General features: G+C 62.2%; 17 protein-coding genes. 11 read left to right on the forward strand and 6 right to left on the reverse strand.

The features are described from left to right. Nucleotides 1–43: 43 nt before the first annotated feature. The 5 genes from AC1D08_RS08170 to AC1D08_RS08190 are packed head-to-tail and all read left to right on the forward strand — an operon-like array spanning nt 44 to nt 4,957. The gene (locus AC1D08_RS08170; RefSeq protein WP_457153281.1) at nt 44–1,003 is read left to right on the forward strand and encodes a carbohydrate ABC transporter permease; all 960 of its coding nucleotides are present in this window, start codon (nt 44–46) and stop codon (nt 1,001–1,003) included. Then, nucleotides 1,000–1,890, forward strand: a complete 891-nt coding sequence (locus AC1D08_RS08175) for a carbohydrate ABC transporter permease (RefSeq protein ID WP_477304304.1) — start codon at nt 1,000–1,002, stop codon at nt 1,888–1,890. Before AC1D08_RS08170 ends, AC1D08_RS08175 begins: the two co-directional genes overlap by 4 nt. 10 nt (nt 1,891–1,900) lie before the next feature. Beyond that, the gene (locus AC1D08_RS08180) at nt 1,901–2,998 is read left to right on the forward strand and encodes an ABC transporter ATP-binding protein (RefSeq protein WP_457154464.1); all 1,098 of its coding nucleotides are present in this window, start codon (nt 1,901–1,903) and stop codon (nt 2,996–2,998) included. A 33-nt stretch (nt 2,999–3,031) separates the two neighbouring features. Then, a complete protein-coding gene (locus AC1D08_RS08185; protein ID WP_477422930.1) occupies nt 3,032–4,195 on the forward strand; it encodes a mandelate racemase/muconate lactonizing enzyme family protein in 1,164 nt (387 codons plus the stop codon). A 21-nt stretch (nt 4,196–4,216) separates the two neighbouring features. Next, nucleotides 4,217–4,957 carry a ribonuclease activity regulator RraA gene (locus tag AC1D08_RS08190; RefSeq protein ID WP_457154462.1) on the forward strand — a complete coding sequence of 247 codons (741 nt, stop codon included), beginning with the start codon at nt 4,217–4,219 and terminating at the stop codon, nt 4,955–4,957. A gap of 89 nt (nt 4,958–5,046) precedes the next feature. On the opposite strand, the gene AC1D08_RS08195 is transcribed toward AC1D08_RS08190, so the two are convergent. Beyond that, nucleotides 5,047–5,415 (reverse strand): hypothetical protein, encoded by a 369-nt coding sequence (locus AC1D08_RS08195; RefSeq protein ID WP_477394729.1) that lies wholly within the window; start codon nt 5,413–5,415, stop codon nt 5,047–5,049. 280 nt (nt 5,416–5,695) lie between these two features. Here AC1D08_RS08195 and AC1D08_RS08200 point away from each other — a divergent pair, with 280 nt between their 5' ends. After that, a complete protein-coding gene (locus tag AC1D08_RS08200) occupies nt 5,696–6,529 on the forward strand; it encodes a PA3715 family protein (protein ID WP_477422932.1) in 834 nt (277 codons plus the stop codon). Between the two features lie 78 nt (nt 6,530–6,607). After that, nucleotides 6,608–7,039, forward strand: a complete 432-nt coding sequence (locus tag AC1D08_RS08205) for a cupin domain-containing protein (RefSeq protein ID WP_457153148.1) — start codon at nt 6,608–6,610, stop codon at nt 7,037–7,039. Nucleotides 7,040–7,070: 31 nt separating this feature from the next. Here the strand turns inward: AC1D08_RS08205 and AC1D08_RS08210 are convergent, their stop codons facing one another. After that, nucleotides 7,071–7,526, reverse strand: a complete 456-nt coding sequence (locus tag AC1D08_RS08210; RefSeq protein WP_457153147.1) for a carboxymuconolactone decarboxylase family protein — start codon at nt 7,524–7,526, stop codon at nt 7,071–7,073. A 249-nt stretch (nt 7,527–7,775) separates the two neighbouring features. Here AC1D08_RS08210 and AC1D08_RS08215 point away from each other — a divergent pair, with 249 nt between their 5' ends. From AC1D08_RS08215 to AC1D08_RS08225, 3 genes are all read left to right on the forward strand, one after another. Next, a complete protein-coding gene (locus AC1D08_RS08215; protein WP_457153146.1) occupies nt 7,776–8,534 on the forward strand; it encodes a copper homeostasis protein CutC in 759 nt (252 codons plus the stop codon). Continuing rightward, nucleotides 8,531–9,028, forward strand: a complete 498-nt coding sequence (locus AC1D08_RS08220) for a GNAT family N-acetyltransferase (RefSeq protein WP_457153145.1) — start codon at nt 8,531–8,533, stop codon at nt 9,026–9,028. The genes AC1D08_RS08215 and AC1D08_RS08220 overlap by 4 nt, the downstream gene beginning before the upstream one ends. A gap of 94 nt (nt 9,029–9,122) precedes the next feature. Further along, entirely contained in the window at nt 9,123–9,608 is a 486-nt protein-coding gene (locus AC1D08_RS08225) for an SRPBCC family protein (protein WP_457153144.1), read from the forward strand. Nucleotides 9,609–9,627: 19 nt separating this feature from the next. Here AC1D08_RS08225 and AC1D08_RS08230 read toward each other — a convergent pair whose 3' ends face one another. The 4 genes from AC1D08_RS08230 to AC1D08_RS08245 all read right to left on the reverse strand — a co-directional run bounded on the left by AC1D08_RS08230 (nt 9,628) and on the right by AC1D08_RS08245 (nt 14,715). After that, nucleotides 9,628–10,650, reverse strand: a complete 1,023-nt coding sequence (locus tag AC1D08_RS08230) for an acyltransferase family protein (protein ID WP_457153143.1) — start codon at nt 10,648–10,650, stop codon at nt 9,628–9,630. A gap of 279 nt (nt 10,651–10,929) precedes the next feature. Further along, nucleotides 10,930–11,727, reverse strand: coding sequence for an FAD binding domain-containing protein (locus tag AC1D08_RS08235; protein WP_457153142.1), 798 nt, complete (start codon nt 11,725–11,727; stop codon nt 10,930–10,932). A gap of 12 nt (nt 11,728–11,739) precedes the next feature. Next, entirely contained in the window at nt 11,740–14,091 is a 2,352-nt protein-coding gene (locus tag AC1D08_RS08240) for a xanthine dehydrogenase family protein molybdopterin-binding subunit (protein WP_477227476.1), read from the reverse strand. A gap of 123 nt (nt 14,092–14,214) precedes the next feature. After that, nucleotides 14,215–14,715 (reverse strand): (2Fe-2S)-binding protein, encoded by a 501-nt coding sequence (locus AC1D08_RS08245; RefSeq protein WP_095088065.1) that lies wholly within the window; start codon nt 14,713–14,715, stop codon nt 14,215–14,217. Nucleotides 14,716–14,962: 247 nt separating this feature from the next. On the opposite strand from AC1D08_RS08245, the gene AC1D08_RS08250 reads away from it, so the two are divergent. After that, nucleotides 14,963–16,147, forward strand: a complete 1,185-nt coding sequence (locus AC1D08_RS08250) for an FIST N-terminal domain-containing protein (protein WP_457154870.1) — start codon at nt 14,963–14,965, stop codon at nt 16,145–16,147. Nucleotide 16,148: the final 1 nt, after the last annotated feature.

Raw genomic sequence — 16,148 nt, forward strand, 5'->3', positions numbered from 1 at the left:
CGGTGCAGCCGGTTCGTTCCAAGGAAAATAAGGGCGCGCCATAGTGACGATCGTGACCGGTAAGGCCGAGGCTCGCCGAAGATTGCAATCCGGTAGGTCCGGCGTGCTGCGGAGGGTATGGGAGCATCGCGCCGATTACGCCTACGTGCTCCCGGCGATCGCCGTGATGCTCATCGTCATCGCCTATCCGATCTATTACACAATCGAGCTGTCGTTTTTTAAGACGCCGCCAGGCCTACAGCTGCGCGACAAGATCTACGTCGGCTTCGACAACTACACGAACATCCTCACCAGTCCGGTGTTCTGGAAAGTCACCTGGAACACTATGATCTGGACACTGGCATCGACTTTCATCTCCTTCGTCCTGGGGTTTGGCTCCGCGCTGGCGCTCCACCGCGACTTTATCGGCCGCGGCGTCCTGCGCGCTATCCTGATCATTCCCTGGGTTATCAGCGCGGTCGCCGCTTCCTACATCTGGAAGTGGATCTACCATTCGGACTTCGGGGTCATCGGTGCGGTGCTGGTCGGTCTCGGATTGGCCGACCGGCCGCCGAATTTCATCGACAACGTCAGCACGGTGCTGCCCTCCCTGATCGTCGTCAATATCTGGCGCGAGTTTCCGTTTGCCATGATCATGATGATGGCTGGCCTGCAGACGGTCCCCGAACAGCTGCTGAGCGCCGCAAAAGTCGACGGGGCCAGTGCGTGGCAACGCTTCTGGCACGTTACCTTCCCGCATCTGAGCAGCGTCTCGACGGTGACCATCCTGCTGCTCGCAGTGGCCAACTTCAATTCCTTCATCATCCCCTGGATCATGACCGGCGGCGGGCCGTCCAACGCATCGCATATCTGGATCACCCATATTTATGAGCTCGCCTTCGGACGACAGCTATGGGGCGTGGCATCGGCCTACTCGGTGCTCCTGTTCCTCATCCTGATGACGCTGGGCTATTTCTATGTCCGTGCGCTAAGCGGCAACGAACGCAAAGAGGGGAGCGCATGAGCACGATTGCCGAAACAGCCTCTCGGGGTCAGACCCGTCGCCGCATGCGCGTCGACGGATGGCGGTGGGGCGGGCGCATCTTCCTTGTGTTCATGCTGCTTTACACCGCGTTGCCGATGATCTGGATGCTGCTCACTTCGATCAAGTCCGGCTTCGCGGCGATGCAATTTCCGCCGCAATGGTGGCCAGACGAGCCTACCCTTGCCAGCTACCAGAAGCTGCTCGATCCGCAGAACAGCGTCGGCCAGGACTTTCTGCGCTTCTTCTGGAACAGCCTTTTCGTGTCGACTGCCACGACAATCCTTTCGGTGATCGTGGCTGTCCCGGCGGCCTACGCGTTTTCGCGCTTCCGTTTCCCCGGCCGGAACTTCCTGTTCTTCGCCGTGCTGCTGCGCAACATGTTCCCGGCTGTGATCTTTCTCGTGCCGCTGTTCATACTGATGCGCATGCTCGGGCTGGTGAACACGCATGGCTCGCTGATCCTCACCTATCTCACTTTCGGCCTGCCGCTGGCGATCTGGCTGCTCAAGGGCTTCTACGACAACATCCCGGTGCAGCTCGAGCAGGCGGCGCGCATCGACGGGGCAACGCGGTTCCAGGCCTTCATCCTGATCGTGATGCCGCTTTCGACGCCCGGGATCATCGCCACCGCGATCTATTCCTTCATCGGCGCGTGGAACGAGTACATCTACGCCTACACCTTCCTTTCCAAGAACGAGCAGCTGACCCTGCCGGTCGGCATCCAGCGCTTCTTCTCGGAAAACACGACGGACTTTCCGGGCCTGATGGCGGCCAGCTTTATGATGAGCGTGCCTGTCGTCGTGTTGTTCCTCGTCCTGCAGCGATACTTCGTACGCGCCCTTACAGAAGGCGCGGTCAAACACTAGGGAGTTGCCGATGGCCCACGTGGTCCTCAAAGATCTCGTCAAGACCTATGGCGGCTTCAAAGCTGTCAACAACGTTTCGCTGACGGTCAACGATGGCGAGTTCGTCGCGCTCGTCGGTCCTTCAGGCTGCGGCAAGACAACCACGCTCAATCTCGTCGCCGGGCTGATCCCGATCACGTCGGGCGACATCGTCATCGGCGACCGGGTGGTCAACGACCTCGACCCCAAGGACCGGGACATCGCAATGGTGTTCCAGAACTACGCGCTCTATCCGCAGAAATCGGTCTATAAGAATCTGGCGTTCCCCCTGCAGATGCGAAAATTGCCCAGGGACGAGATCGACAAAAAGGTCAAGGACGCGGCGCGAGTGCTCGACATGACGCACCTGCTCGAGCGCAAGCCCCGCGAACTTTCCGGCGGGCAGCAGCAGCGTGTAGCCCTGGGCCGTGCCCTCGTCCGCGACCCCGCCGTGTTCCTCATGGACGAGCCGCTCTCCAACCTCGATGCCAAGCTGCGCGTGCAGATGCGGTCGGAGATCAAGCGCTTCCACCAGGACCTCAAGGCGACGATCATCTATGTGACGCACGACCAGCTCGAAGCGGTGACCATGGCCGACAAGATGGCGGTGATGAACGGCGGCTTCCTGCAGCAATACGATTCACCGGCGCAGGTCTTTGCCCATCCGATGAACATGTTCGTCGCAAGCTTCATCGGCAGCCCGGCGATGAGCCTTATTCCTCTGCAGGCATCGACAGCGAACGGCAACACCGTGCTGACCAGCGCGGAGGGCTGGACCCTTGGGCTCTCGCCGCGCAACGCCCGCAAAGTCGCGGGGGCAACGACCAAGAAAGTCGTGCTCGGCGCACGTCACTCGACGATCAAGCTCCACAAGAGTGCAGTGCCAGGCAGCGTCCCGGCAAAGGCCTACACGGTGGAGCCGACCGGAGACGTCACCTTCGTTCAGGCGTTCCTGTCCGGCGCAATCGTCAATGTCAGCGTGCCGCCGACCATTGCCGTCGCGCCCGATGAGCAGATCTGGCTCGAGTTCGACCAGGAGCGCATGCATCTGTTCGACGGCGAAACTGAAATGGCCCTCAAGGCCGATTGAGACCGGGCGGATGCTTGTGGGACGTGGGCTTGGATGACTACGAAGCTTAAGATCACTGCGATCAAGCCCTATCCGGTGTGGGTGGGAACGCGCAACCAGATACTCGTCAAGGTCGAGACCGATCACGGCATTTTCGGCTGGGGCGAGAGCGGCTTGAGCGGTCGCGAGAGGGCCGTGGCCGGCGCGGTCGAGCACTATCGCGAGTTTCTCATCGGCCGCGATCCCATGCAGATCGGGCGGATCTGGCAGGAAGTCTATCGCAGCCAGTACTTCGAAGGCGGGCGCGTTCTGCAGGCGGCGATTTCCGCCATCGACATCGCCCTTCACGACATCAAGGGCAAGGCGCTTGGAGTGCCGGTGTACGAACTGCTCGGCGGCAAGCAGCGCGACCGCATCCCCACCTTCGCCTCGACCGGAGACGAGGCCGAGGGCGATGTTGCCATCGAACGAGCCCGCGAACTGCGCGCACAGGGGTGGCAGGCGATCCGCTTCTTCCCCGTCGGGCAAAGCAGCAGGGACATCTTCGAGCCTCGCGAATCTATCGGCGCTACCGCGAGCATGCTGAACAAGGCGCGCGAGGCACTGGGCGACGACGTCGTCCTCGGCATCGACTATCACCATCGGCTGTCGGTGGCCGAGGCGGCCAGCTTCTGCAACAAGCTCGGCCGTGGCGTGCTTGATTTCCTCGAGGAGCCGATACGCGACGAGACACCGGAGGCCTACGAATCCCTGCGGACGATGACCGACATCCCCTTTGCCATCGGCGAGGAATTTGCCAGCAAGTGGCAGTTCCTCCCCTACATCGAGCGCGGCATCCATCAGTTCAACCGGCTCGATATCTGCAATGTCGGCGGGTTCACCGAGGCGATGAAAGTCGCTGGCTGGAGCGAGGCGCACTATGTGGACCTGATGCCGCACAATCCCCTTGGCCCAGTGTGCACGGCCGCGACCGTGCATCTCGCTGCCGCGGTACCCAACTTCGCATGGCTTGAGACTAGGGCGCCCGAAAGAAAGCTGGGCTTCGACAATTCCAACTTCTTCCCCGTGCAACCACGGCTCGACGGCCCCAATTATCCGGTCAGCGACCTGCCGGGGCTCGGCGTCGAGGTCAACGAAGAGGCAGTCCAGGCGGAGAGCTTTCGTTTTTGGGAAGCGCCTCACCTTAAGCGCCGCGACGGTTCTGTTACCAACTGGTAGTTCCATCCACCGGAGTCTAAAATGACGCATACCCCCGACATTACGCGACCGCCTAAGGACCTGATCGACGCGCTAAGGGAAATCGGCGCCGCGACGGTTGCCGGCACACTTGGCCACATGGGCTTCCGCAATCCGCACATGGTTGGTCCCGTGCCGCAAAACCACGGGAAGTCGATCGTCGGGCCGGCGCTGACGCTACAGTTCCTGCCGCAGCGGCCGGACCTCTTCAACGAGGGAGAATATGCCGATCCGGAGACGCAACTGCACCGGCACGTGCTCTATCACGCGCAGGAGGGCGACGTGGTCGTGGTCGACGCGCGTGGCGACATGAGCTCTGGCGTCTTCGGCGATATGATGTCGACGTATTTCAAGGGCAGAGGCGGCGCGGGCATCGTCATCGATGGATGCATGCGCGACCGGCCCAATGTCGAAAAGCTCGATCTGCCGCTATGGCTGCGCGGCTGGACGCCAAATTATCATGTGCAGACCAGCATCTATCCCAATGCCGTCAACGTTCCGATTGCCTGTGGCGGTGTCACGGTGATCCCCGGCGACATCATCGTCGCCGACGACGACGGGGTGGTGGTGCTTCCCGTGGCAATGGCCGCAAAAGTGATCGATGAATCGCAGAAGCATCACGATTGGGAGGAGTTCTCACGAGCGAAGCTCATGGAGGGCGGGTCCTTGCAACGATATTATCCCCTGCATGACGATGCCCGCGGGGAATACGAGGCGTGGCGCCAAGCCAACTCCAGATCTTGATGGACGGGACGTTGGTCGCGTCTTTCCATACGTGACAACGCATCAAACTACCTCTGAAGGCGCCGCCAGCGAAAAATGAGAAACGCCCGTCACCGTGAGGCAGCGGCCCCCCTGGGACGCCAAATTGGCGACACCAATGAAGCGGCGGCGCTAGGCGTGGCGACAGTCTCCCGACTCCCAAAATGGCGTTCTGGCAGCGGGCGGTCGGCGCTTTGCTCTTGGTCCGATTCACAACCCACTTCAATAATTCCGACCAGTGCGCGAACAAATTCGACCATATCGTTTGCCGTGATGGCTGCCTTGTCGGGACTTTGCCCAACGTTCTCGGCAGCTTCGCAACATGAGCGGCGAATGAGATCGTAGTGTAAATCCCTTTCATCCTCCGGCAACGCGGCCAATTTCATTGCCCTGCGATGAATCAATCGCAGCAATTGTTCCAGAGCTGTTCCGACACTCATGCGTTTTCCCCGCATTGGTCGAGCGTCCCGCGGCCCCAAGGGCGCGCGTTGGAACGTCGATGAGGAGGGTGTTCCCCGTCCCCATGGAGGAAAGGTTGCATCACAGCCGTTAATATATCGTTGCTGGCTAATATAAGACGCTTCGTTCCATCGACCCGGGGGGGCCGGAGACTGATCTTGTTGATGAAGGTAACGTTGCAAAATCCGGGCCCGTCCAAACGCAACAACTGTGGTACACGCGGATCTCCAAGCGAACTCGGTCCTGCGACGTGAGAATCCCATGCGAACAGTGTTGCGCACCCTCTTCCTCGGCCTCGCCGCGGCCAGTCTGTCGCCCGTCTGGGCCGCCGCCGGCGATTGCGGCGATGTTGTCGCCCTGGTGCAGCAGGCCTATCCCAAGGCCAAGAGGAGCGTCGACGGAGCTTCGCTAACACTCGAACCCCATATCAGCATCCCCCTGACGCTCACGGACTACGAAACCCCAGTTGGCCTGGTCTGCAAGATCTGGCCTGCGCATGATGACCTGCTTCTGGTCGCAGTACCGCTGATGGACAGCGTCGAAGCCAGCGAAGACAGGCATGTTGGCGATATTGAGCTTCTGGTCGTCGACAGGAAGAGCCTGGGCGTGCGCCAGCGCCTGCTCCAGCCCGGCCTGATGACCGATGACGCCATCGCCATCCGCAAGGTCGAATTCGATACCGGTCGCTATCGGTTGGCACCCGATGTCTCCGCCTTTGGCTTGCGCATCGAACTGGCAACCCATTCGCAGGTCACTCCTTTCGACGAAACCGGCCTGCGGCTCTATGCCGTCGCCGGCGACACCCTGCGCTTGGTGCTCGGCGGCCTAGCCGTGGCCGGCCATGGCGGCGAAGGCGACGCGAGTTGCGCCGGATCCTTTCATTCCAGCCAGGTCAGCCTGGCCATGAGTACGGCGAGCCACCACGGCTATCACGACATCACAGCGTTCGAGCAGGCGGATACCGACGAACCCTTGCCCGACAAGGATGGCGAGTGCCAGTCTCATCCAGGCAAATCCGTGAAGCGGACCTACCGGCTACGCTACGACAGCGCCCACTATCCGGTTCCGGCGGCGCTCAAGGCAATGGAGCCGTGAGAAAGCCGCTCGCGTCGAGAAGGCCTGCTTGCACGCGGAGGGCCGCCGCGCGATAGATGTGTTGCTTTGGGAGGATACATGCGGAAAATCTTGGCATCGGCATTGCTGCTGGCGGTCGCGTCATTTGCACACCCCGCCCTGGCGCTGGACAGCAGCGGCACGCCCGTCGTCGTGACACCGCTGGCATCACGCACGACGACTGCTTCCGGCCAGCCGATTACTCTGCCGCAGAAGAACGTGCAGGTTCTGGTGTCGACTTATGACATTGCACCGGGTGCGACCTTGCCGGTGCACAGACACCCCTTCCCGCGCTACGCCTATGTCCAGGCGGGGACGCTGAAGGTCACCAATGTCGAGACCGGCAACAGCAACACATACAAGACCGGAGATTTCATCATCGAAATGATCGGCCAATGGCACCAGGCCACCAACATCGGCGATGGTCCGGTCAAACTGCTGGTGATCGACCAGGTCGAGGAAGGCGCCAAGAACACAGAGTTGCGCCAGTAGCGGCCAAGGCTGACGCGCCTTTGCTACAAGGTTAGCCCCAGGCGCCGACCATCTGCCGTGTCGTAGCGTTCAGCCGGTTGAAGGCATTGATCAGGGCGATCTGGATGACCAGGGCGGCGAGCGCCTTTTCATCGTAATGTCGGGCGGCCTCGTCCCAGACGTCGTCCGGCACCGCGTCGGGCCGGTCGGCGAGCCGTGTGCCGGCCTCGGCCAGCGCCAGGGCTGCGCGTTCGGCATCGGTGAAGTACGGCGTCTCCCGCCAAGCCGCGAGGGCAAAGATGCGCTCGTCCTTTTCGCCGGCCTTCTTCAACTCGCGCGCATGCATGTCGACGCAGAGGCTGCAGGCGTTGATCTGGCTGGCGCGCAGATGGATGAGCTTGCGCGTCACATAGGGCAATTCGGCCGCTTCGGTCGACTTGTCCAGCGCCAGCAGCGCCTGCAGGGATCCGGGAATGAGCACCACCGGATTCTTGATCCTTGCTTGCATGGTCTTCTCCTTTTGAAGGGTTTCGTCAGGGCGTGTCTCGTCGGGCCCGGATGCCGCGCATCCAGGCTTTCTGAGTTCGGATAGTGAGATTAATAACCATCCGGTTATGATTATTCCATAACTCAACGGTTATTTGACTGTCAAGCGCGGAGTTTGCCGTCTGGCCCAAATGGCCACGCGCTGTTCACGCTTTCGCGCCAACCGGCCCGATGCTAGGGCTTGCGGCGACATCATCGATTGGATTGCCCCTTGACCGAAGAAACTCGCCTGCCGCTGATCGAAATCTGTGTCGAAGGCATTGATGGCTTGCTGGCCGCGCAGGCGGCCGGCGCCGACCGGGTGGAACTGTGCGCCAGCCTCATTGAAGGCGGCATCACGCCGAGCCTCGGCACGGTGCGCGCTGCCCTCGACCAGGCGACCGTGCCTTTCCACGTCATGGTGCGGCCGCGCGGCGGCGATTTTCTCTACAGCGAAACCGAGTACGCCTCGATGCTCGCCGATGTCGCAGCGCTGCGCGACCTCGGCGTGCCCGGCGTGGTGTTTGGCTGCTTGAACGCCGATGGCACCATCGACGAGGCGCGCATGAGTGAATTGACGCAAGCCGCCGGCTCGTTGAACGTGACCTGTCACCGTGCCTTCGACATGACCCGCGACCCCGCCGAGGCGCTCGAAGCGCTGATCCGCAGCAAGGTTGGCCGCGTGCTGACCAGCGGCCAGCGCGATACGGCGGTCGAGGGCATGTCGCTGCTGGCGGATCTGGTTCGACAGGCCGGCGACCGCATCGTCATCCTCGGCTGCGGCGGGCTGGACCTCGGCAACATCGCCGAAGTGCGCAGAAGGACCGGGTTGTCAGAAATGCATTTCGCCGCCCTCAAGGATGTGCCGAGCGCCATGGATTACCGCAACCCGCATGTCGGCATGGGCGGCTCCGACCTCGACAGAGAGTACCGCAACACCTTGACCGACACGGACCTCGTGGCGGCCACCATTGCGGCTGCGAAGGCATGAGCGCGACCCCTGCCCCGATCAGCCTTGTATCGGCCGAAGACGAAGCGGCAATCCTCGCGCTCAACAACGAGCACGCAGCCGAACTGTCGTGGCTGGAGCCCGAACGGCTATCCTTCCTGCTCGGCGAGGCGTTTTACACGCGGCGCATCGGCAATCTCGAAGCCTTCATCATGACCTTCGACCAGGACGCCCGTTACGACAGCCCGAATTTCGTCTGGTTCCGCGAACGCTACCCCCGCTTCGTCTATGTTGACCGTGTCGTGGTGGCGGCGCAGGCGCGTGGCCGCGGCCATGCGCGCCGGCTCTATCAGGATCTGTTCGGCCACGTTGAGCGCGCCGGCCACACGCTGGTCACCTGCGAGGTCAACACTGACCCGCCGAACCCCGCCTCGGATGCCTTCCACGCCGCGCTTGGCTTCGCCGAAGCCGGCGACGCCGTCATCCACGGCGGCAAGAAGGCGGTGCGCTACTACATCAGACAGATTTCCGACTGATACATCAGGCGAATCTCCGCCTGATCCCGCTGGCGCTGGCCACACAAAGAAGCCGCAGCTAATATGAATGTTTCCGCCAACCGGAGGAAACGCGATGCCGAGCAACGTCTTTCGCTTCGACGAAAGCTGGCACATCCCCGAGGGCACACCGCAGGAAGTGTGGGAGGTGCTCTCGGATGCCGAATTGCTGCCGATCTGGTGGGGCGATGTCTACAAGGAGGTGGTGCCGCTCGACAGGAAGGGCAAGGCGACCATCGGATCGCGCGCAAGGGCGCGGGCTCGCGGCGCCCTGCCCTACGAGCTGAACTTCATCATCGAGGCCGCCGAGCTCGAACCCGGCAAGCTGGTGGTTGTGAAAACCCTTGGCGATTTCGACGGGCTGTGGCGGGCGGAATTGTCGCCGTCCGGCACCGGGACCCATGTGCAATTGACCTGGCAGGTCACGGTACTGCGGCCGATCCTCAAATTCCTCGCACCGCTGCTGCGGCAGGCCTTCGCCTGGAACCACCGCTGGACGACGCCGCGCGGCGAAGCCGGCCTCAAGCGGTATCTGACGGACAAGAAGCGCCGATCGGCTTAGCGCCGACAGCACTACGGCATTACCAATTGCGATTGAGCCATTCGCGTGCCGGTCGCTCGATGACGTAGTAGCTGCAAAGCGCGCAAACGAAGACCCCGGCCAGCATCGGGATCGGCGCGCTGCCTTGCTCATAGACGAATTTGTAGAACGGCTGCTGCCACAGATAGAGCGAGTAGGACCACAGCCCGAGGGTCGCCATCGGCCAGGAGGACAGCAATCCGGTCAGATAGCGCGGGCTGAAATCGAGCGCGTTGACGGCCAGCGCCAGCAGCGGCACCGCGAAGAGATAGTGGATCGGCGTCGGCACTGGATCGAGGAACAGAAGAACGTCGAAGATCGATGCCGCCAGTGCTACGTGCCTGCCTCTGAAGATCGCCGGCAGTCTGCCATCCGCCTTGAGCAAGCAGATCGAGGCCGACAGCAGGATCGACGCGATATGCACATCGGTGCGCCAGTAGGTGGTTTCGTAGTCCATCCCGAACACCCAGTACGAAACCGCTCCATTCGCCATGGCAAGCAAGGCCAGCGCCAGGAGCAACACGACGACGCGAGAGCGGCTTAAGACGACGACGCTGATCAGCGCCAGGATGATATAGGCGTGCTCCTCGATGCAGAGCGACCAGATATGGTCGAGTGCGCCCGCCCGCGTGACGAGGATGCCGGCATAATTGTAGGTGAATGTCAGCGCGGTCAGCGCCGCCTTCCATTTGAAGGCGATGAATGTGCCGGAGAGCGCAATCATGGCGACGACCACGAAGACGAGAAGTGCCGGATAGATGCGGGAGAAACGGCGCTTGAAGAATTTCTTCAGCGGGTAGCGCTCGATGAACAGGATCTCGCTCATCAGCCGGCCGCTGAGCACGAAGAAGAATTCGACGCCCAGCACACCCAGATTGATCCCGGGAACAGGAAAGAAATGGCCGATCAGCACCAGGGCAATCGACAGGCCGCGCCAGCCATCGAGATAGGCCAGTCTTGTTCTGGCCGCTCTGTCGGCGACGGGTCGGGACGCAACGACATGCGTCGCGGAGATGTCGGTCATGCCGGCTCCCTTCGCATTGAAAGATGCTGAAAGGGTCGCAGGCCGTGATCGACACTAACAACCCGGCTCGCGTTTGGTCACTGGCATAGTGCAGTGCAATATCGCTTTGTGCAAGTGCGAGATTGTCGCTGACGCAGTTCCTGGCGAAGTATGGACGGGAATTGCTTCAAGCAAACGGTTGGCGCGCTGAGGCGATCCCATCGGAACCGGACAGTTGCAGGTCACCGCACGCGAAAAAGGGGCCGCAGGGGCCCCTTTCCTTGTGCGCGGCTGATGGTGTCAGGCGGTGGCGGCAGCCACAGCGCGCTTGGCCATCACCGCGATCAGATTGGCGCGGTAGTCGGCCGAGGCGTGGATGTCGGTCATCAAATTCTTCGCCGATACCTTCACGCCTTCGAGCGCCGAGGCCGCGAAATTCTTGGCCAGGGCTGCCTCGATCTCCTTCGAACGGAAAACGCCGTCGTCGCCGGCGCCGGTGACGGCGACGCTGACGCCATCCTTGCCCTTGGCCACGAACACACCGACGATCGCATAGCGCGATGCTGGGTTGCGGAATTTTTCATAGGCCGCCTTAGCCGGCGCCGTGAAAGTGACGGCGGTAACAATCTCGCCTTCCTTCAGCGACGTCTCGAACAGGCCCTTGAAGAATTTGTCGGCGGCGATCTGGCGCTTGTTGGTGACGATGGTGGCGCCCAGCGCCAGCAGCGCCGCCGGATAGTCGGCCGCCGGATCGTTGTTGGCGATCGAGCCGCCGATCGTCCCCCGGTGGCGCACCGCCGGATCGCCGATCAGCGACGCCAGATGGGCAAGCGCCGGGCAGGCCTTCTTCAGCTTCTCGTCATTGGCAACGTCGTAATGCGTGGTCGCGGCGCCGATGGTCACCGTCTTGCCCGACACCTTGACCCCCTGCAACTCCTTGATCTTCGACAGGTCGACAAGGTCGGAGGGCGCGGCAAGCCGTGTCTTCATCGCCGGGATCAGCGTCATGCCGCCCGAAAGCAGCTTCGCATCGCCCGCCTTGACCAGTTTGGCGGCGTCGGCGACCGAGGCGGCGCGGTGATAGTTGACCGAATACATGCTCGTTCCTCCTCAGTGTTTCGTCGTCGCGCGGATCGCTGCCCACACGGTGGACGGCGATGCCGGCATGGCAAGATCGTTGCTGCCGATGGCGTCGGTGATGGCGTTGATCACCGCCGGCGGCGAGCCGATGGCGCCGGCTTCGCCGCAGCCCTTGATGCCCAGCGGATTTCCCGGGCATGGCGTGTTCGAGGTCGAGACCTTGAACGACGGCAGGTCGCCGGCGCGCGGCATGGTGTAGTCCATGTAGCTCGCGGTCAGCAGTTGGCCGCCATTGTCGTAGTGGGCGCCTTCGAGCAGCGCCTGGCCGATGCCTTGCGCCAGTCCGCCATGCACCTGGCCCTCGACGATCATCGGATTGATGATGTTTCCGAAATCATCGGCGGCGACGAACTGGATGATCTCGGTCATGCCGGTTTCCGGATCGACCTCGACCTCGCAGATGTAGCAGCCCGCCGGGAAGGTGAAGTTCGACGGATCATAAAACGCCGTTTCCTTCAGCCCGGGCTCCATGCCGCCCGGCAGATTGTGGGCGGTGTAGGCGGCGAGCGCCATCTGGAACCATGGCACGTTTTTGTCGGTGCCTGCGACCTTCAGCGCGCCGTTCTCGATGATGATGTCGCCCTCGTCAGCCTCGAGCAGATGAGCGGCGATCTTCTTGGCCTTGGCCTCGACCTTGTCGAGTGCCTTGACGATGGCCGACATGCCGACAGCACCCGAGCGCGAGCCATAGGTGCCCATGCCCATCTGCACCTTGTCGGTGTCGCCATGGACGATCGAGACCGAATCGAGCGGCACGCCGAAGCGTTCGTTGACCAGTTGCGCGAAGGTCGTCTCATGGCCCTGGCCATGGCTGTGCGAGCCGGTCAGCACCTCGATCGTGCCGACTGCATTGACCCGCACTTCCGCCGATTCCCACAGACCGACGCCGGCGCCAAGACTGCCGACCGCCGCCGACGGCGCGATGCCGCAGGCCTCGATGTAGCAGCTCATGCCGATGCCGCGCAGCAGCCCCTTCTTGGCTGCGGCAGCCTTGCGCTTGGCAAAGCCGGCATAGTCCGACGCCTTCATCGCCGCGTCGAGCGAAGCGGCATAGTCGCCAGCGTCGTAGCACATGATGACCGGCGTCTGGTGCGGGAACGAGGTAATGAAGTTCTTGCGGCGTAACTCGGCGGGTGAGACGCCGAACTGGCGCGCGGCCGTCTCCATCATGCGTTCCATGACGAAGGTTGCTTCCGGCCGCCCTGCCCCGCGATAGGCATCGACGGGTGCGGTGTTGGTGTAGATCGCCTTCACATTGGCGTGGATGGCGGGGATGTTGTACTGGCCCGACAACAGCGTAGCGTAGAGGTATGTCGGCGTCGCCGACGAGAACAGCGACATGTAGGCGCCAAGATTGGCCTTGGTCTCGACCTTCAGGCCGAGGATCTTGTGATCGCTGTCGAAGGCCATTTCAGCATGAGTGTGATGGTCGCGGCCATGTGCGTCGGTCAGAAAACTCTCGGTGCGGTCGGCCACCCATTTGACCGGCACCCCGGTCTTCTTCGACGCCCACAGGCAGACGATCTCTTCGGGATAGATGTAGATCTTCGAGCCGAAGCCGCCGCCGACATCGGGCGCTATGACGCGCAGCTTGTTTTCCGGGGCGACATTGTAGAAGGCGCTCATCACCAGCCGCGCCACATGCGGGTTTTGTGAGGTCGTCCAGCAGGTGTAGTGGTCCTCGGCCTTGTCGTAGTGGCCAAGAGCCGCGCGCGGCTCCATGGCGTTGGGCACGAGGCGATTGTTGATGATATCCATCTTGACGACATGGGCCGCCTTCCTGAACGCCGCGGCCGTCTCGTCGGCATTGCCGATGTCCCAGTCGAAGATCAGGTTGTTGTCGGCCTCGGGGTGGATCTGCGGCGCGCCCTTGTCCATGGCCTTCGAGGCATCGACGACGGCCTTCAGTTCCTTGTAGGTGATCTCGACCGCCTCGGCGGCATCACGCGCCTGCCCTTTGGTCTCGGCCACGACGATGACGACGGCATCGCCGACATAGCGGACCCGGTCGAAAGCAAGCGGCGACCACGCCCCCATCTTCATCGGCGAACCATCCTTGGAGTGGATCATCCAGCCGCAGATGAGGTTGCCGATGCCGTCGGCCTTGAGCTCCTTGCCGGTCAGCACGCCGATGACGCCGGGCATGGCTTGAGCCTTTTTGACGTCAATCTTCTTGATCTGCGCGTGCGCGTGCGGGCTGCGCACGAAGGCTGCGTGCTTCATGCCGGGAACCACCATGTCGTCGACATAGCGGCCGGCGCCGGTGATGAATCGTTTGTCTTCCTTGCGCGCGACCCGAGCGCCAACACCTTCAATGCCCATCAGAAATTCCTCCCGAAATGCTGAAATAGCGAATAGTGAGTAGTGAATGGCGAATTGTGGTGAGTTGGCGTTTTGTCAGACTGCTGACTATTCGCTACTCCCTATTCGCTACCCACTTCCTTCTCACGCCGCTTGCCTGGCTTTGCCCTTCGACCCCTTGGACATCGTCTTCGATGCGGCAAGGATCGCCTTCACGATGTTGTGGTAGCCGGTGCAGCGGCAGATGTTGCCCTCGAGCTCTGTGCGCACCGTCGCTTCGTCGAGGCCTTCGGGGTGGCGGTTGATCATGTCGGTCGCCGTCATGATCATGCCCGGCGTGCAGAAGCCGCACTGCAGCCCGTGATGTTCCTTGAAGGCGGCCTGCACCGGATGCAGATCGGCGCCATTGGCCAGGCCCTCGATCGTCACCACGGTCGACCCGGAGGCCTGTACCGCGAGCATCGAGCAGGATTTGACCGCCTTGCCGTCGACATGGACGACGCAGGCACCGCATTGCGACGTGTCGCAACCGACGTGCGTTCCGGTAAGGCCGAGATTTTCGCGCAGGAAGTGAACCAGAAGCGTTCGGTCCTCGGCAGCGCCACTGACCCGTTTTCCGTTCACCATCAACGAAACGTCCGACATGCTTCCTCCCTGGGTATCAACCTTGGTCATCACGCTGCCGACGCGGTGTTGCCGCTTCGGCCATGGTTATTCGTACACTGCACAATGGACAAAAAACAGCACGTCGCAAACTCGTTACATTGTACTTTCGGTCATGGGCTGAGCCCAAACGCGCGGCCCCGGTCGCCCATTGCCAAAACAGGGTTTGAGGGCAACAATGTTATCAGACGCCCGCGCGCCCGACGCGCATAAAACAGCGTCGGAGGAAATGCGGAGAACACCGCTGGCCAGTTCACGGACGCGCTATGCATGCGGCCTGTCGGCGCTCACCACGGATGAGCCCGACATGGACGCATTCGCCAAGGCGATCGCGTTGGAGGCTGCGGCAATCGACGCCGGCTTCGCGCTCCTGTTTTTTTCCCAGAGCCTGGTCGAGGCCGACACCCTTTCCCGGGCGCTCATGAGCCACGCGCCGGCGCTTCATCACGCGGGCTGCTCGACCGCCGGCGAGATCACGCCGCAAGGCCTCGAGGATGGCCACGTGCTCGCCATGCTGCTTCCGTCCGCCGCGTTCACCGCCGTCAGCGTGATGGTCGACGATCTGTCCTCGTCGGGCATGGACAGGATCACCAGCGAGGTCGAGGCCTTGCGGCGGTCGCTGCGCGCGCGCCTGGGTTGCGACCGCACCAAAGGCACCTTCGCGCTCTGCTTCATCGATGGGCTCTCCTATGCCGAGGAAGCGGTGAGTTCGGCCATCCATTGGGGCCTCGACGACATACCGCTGCTCGGCGGCTCGGCCGGCGACGACCTGAAGTTCGAGACGACGCGCCTCATCTCGAACGGCAACGTCACCTCCGACAGCGCCATCATCGTGCTGATCGCCACCGAAATCCCTTTCCACGTCTTCAAGACCGACAATTTCGTTCCCACCGACGAGAAGCTGGTGGTGACGGCGGCCGATCCCGATCACCGCATCGTGCGCGAGTTCAATGCCACCAACGCGGCGGAGGAATACGCCGCGTCCGTCGGCATCGTTGCGCAGACGCTGACGCCGCTGAGTTTTGCCTCGCATCCGGTGGTGGTGAAAGTGGGCGGCGAATATTACTGCCGGTCGATCCAGAAGATGCATCCCGATGGCTCGCTGTCGTTCTTCTGCGCCATAGACGACGGGGTCGTGCTGTCGATCGCCCAACCCAAGGACATGGTCGAATCGACGCGCGCGGCGCTCAGGGATGTCGAGGAGCGGCTTGGCGGCATCGACATGATCCTCGGCTTCGACTGCGTGCTGCGCCGTCTGGACGCGCGCAACCGCCAGGTTTTTCGCGACATCTCGGAGCTCTACCGGGTCAACAATGTCATCGGCTTCGGCACCTATGGCGAACAGTACCGGTCGATGCATTTGAACCAGACCTTCACCGGCATCGCCTTTGGCGAACGACAGGCGGCGGAATAAG

This window comes from Mesorhizobium sp. P2_E6 (assembly GCF_056403835.1).

What these genes read in the sequence shown, in the direction of transcription:
- AC1D08_RS08210 (WP_457153147.1), bottom strand. Translation starts at nt 7,526, where the DNA reads ATGCAAGCAAGGATCAAGAATCCGGTGGTGCTCATTCCCGGATCCCTG.
- AC1D08_RS08235 (WP_457153142.1), bottom strand. Translation starts at nt 11,727, where the DNA reads ATGTATTCGGTCAACTATCACCGCGCCGCCTCGGTCGCCGACGCCGCC.
- AC1D08_RS08220 (WP_457153145.1), top strand. Translation starts at nt 8,531, where the DNA reads ATGAGCGCGACCCCTGCCCCGATCAGCCTTGTATCGGCCGAAGACGAA.
- AC1D08_RS08245 (WP_095088065.1), bottom strand. Translation starts at nt 14,715, where the DNA reads ATGTCGGACGTTTCGTTGATGGTGAACGGAAAACGGGTCAGTGGCGCT.
- AC1D08_RS08230 (WP_457153143.1), bottom strand. Translation starts at nt 10,650, where the DNA reads ATGACCGACATCTCCGCGACGCATGTCGTTGCGTCCCGACCCGTCGCC.
- AC1D08_RS08190 (WP_457154462.1), top strand. Translation starts at nt 4,217, where the DNA reads ATGACGCATACCCCCGACATTACGCGACCGCCTAAGGACCTGATCGAC.
- AC1D08_RS08195 (WP_477394729.1), bottom strand. Translation starts at nt 5,415, where the DNA reads ATGAGTGTCGGAACAGCTCTGGAACAATTGCTGCGATTGATTCATCGC.
- AC1D08_RS08240 (WP_477227476.1), bottom strand. Translation starts at nt 14,091, where the DNA reads ATGGGCATTGAAGGTGTTGGCGCTCGGGTCGCGCGCAAGGAAGACAAA.
- AC1D08_RS08205 (WP_457153148.1), top strand. Translation starts at nt 6,608, where the DNA reads ATGCGGAAAATCTTGGCATCGGCATTGCTGCTGGCGGTCGCGTCATTT.
- AC1D08_RS08250 (WP_457154870.1), top strand. Translation starts at nt 14,963, where the DNA reads ATGCGGAGAACACCGCTGGCCAGTTCACGGACGCGCTATGCATGCGGC.
- AC1D08_RS08175 (WP_477304304.1), top strand. Translation starts at nt 1,000, where the DNA reads ATGAGCACGATTGCCGAAACAGCCTCTCGGGGTCAGACCCGTCGCCGC.
- AC1D08_RS08200 (WP_477422932.1), top strand. Translation starts at nt 5,696, where the DNA reads ATGCGAACAGTGTTGCGCACCCTCTTCCTCGGCCTCGCCGCGGCCAGT.
- AC1D08_RS08185 (WP_477422930.1), top strand. Translation starts at nt 3,032, where the DNA reads ATGACTACGAAGCTTAAGATCACTGCGATCAAGCCCTATCCGGTGTGG.
- AC1D08_RS08180 (WP_457154464.1), top strand. Translation starts at nt 1,901, where the DNA reads ATGGCCCACGTGGTCCTCAAAGATCTCGTCAAGACCTATGGCGGCTTC.
- AC1D08_RS08225 (WP_457153144.1), top strand. Translation starts at nt 9,123, where the DNA reads ATGCCGAGCAACGTCTTTCGCTTCGACGAAAGCTGGCACATCCCCGAG.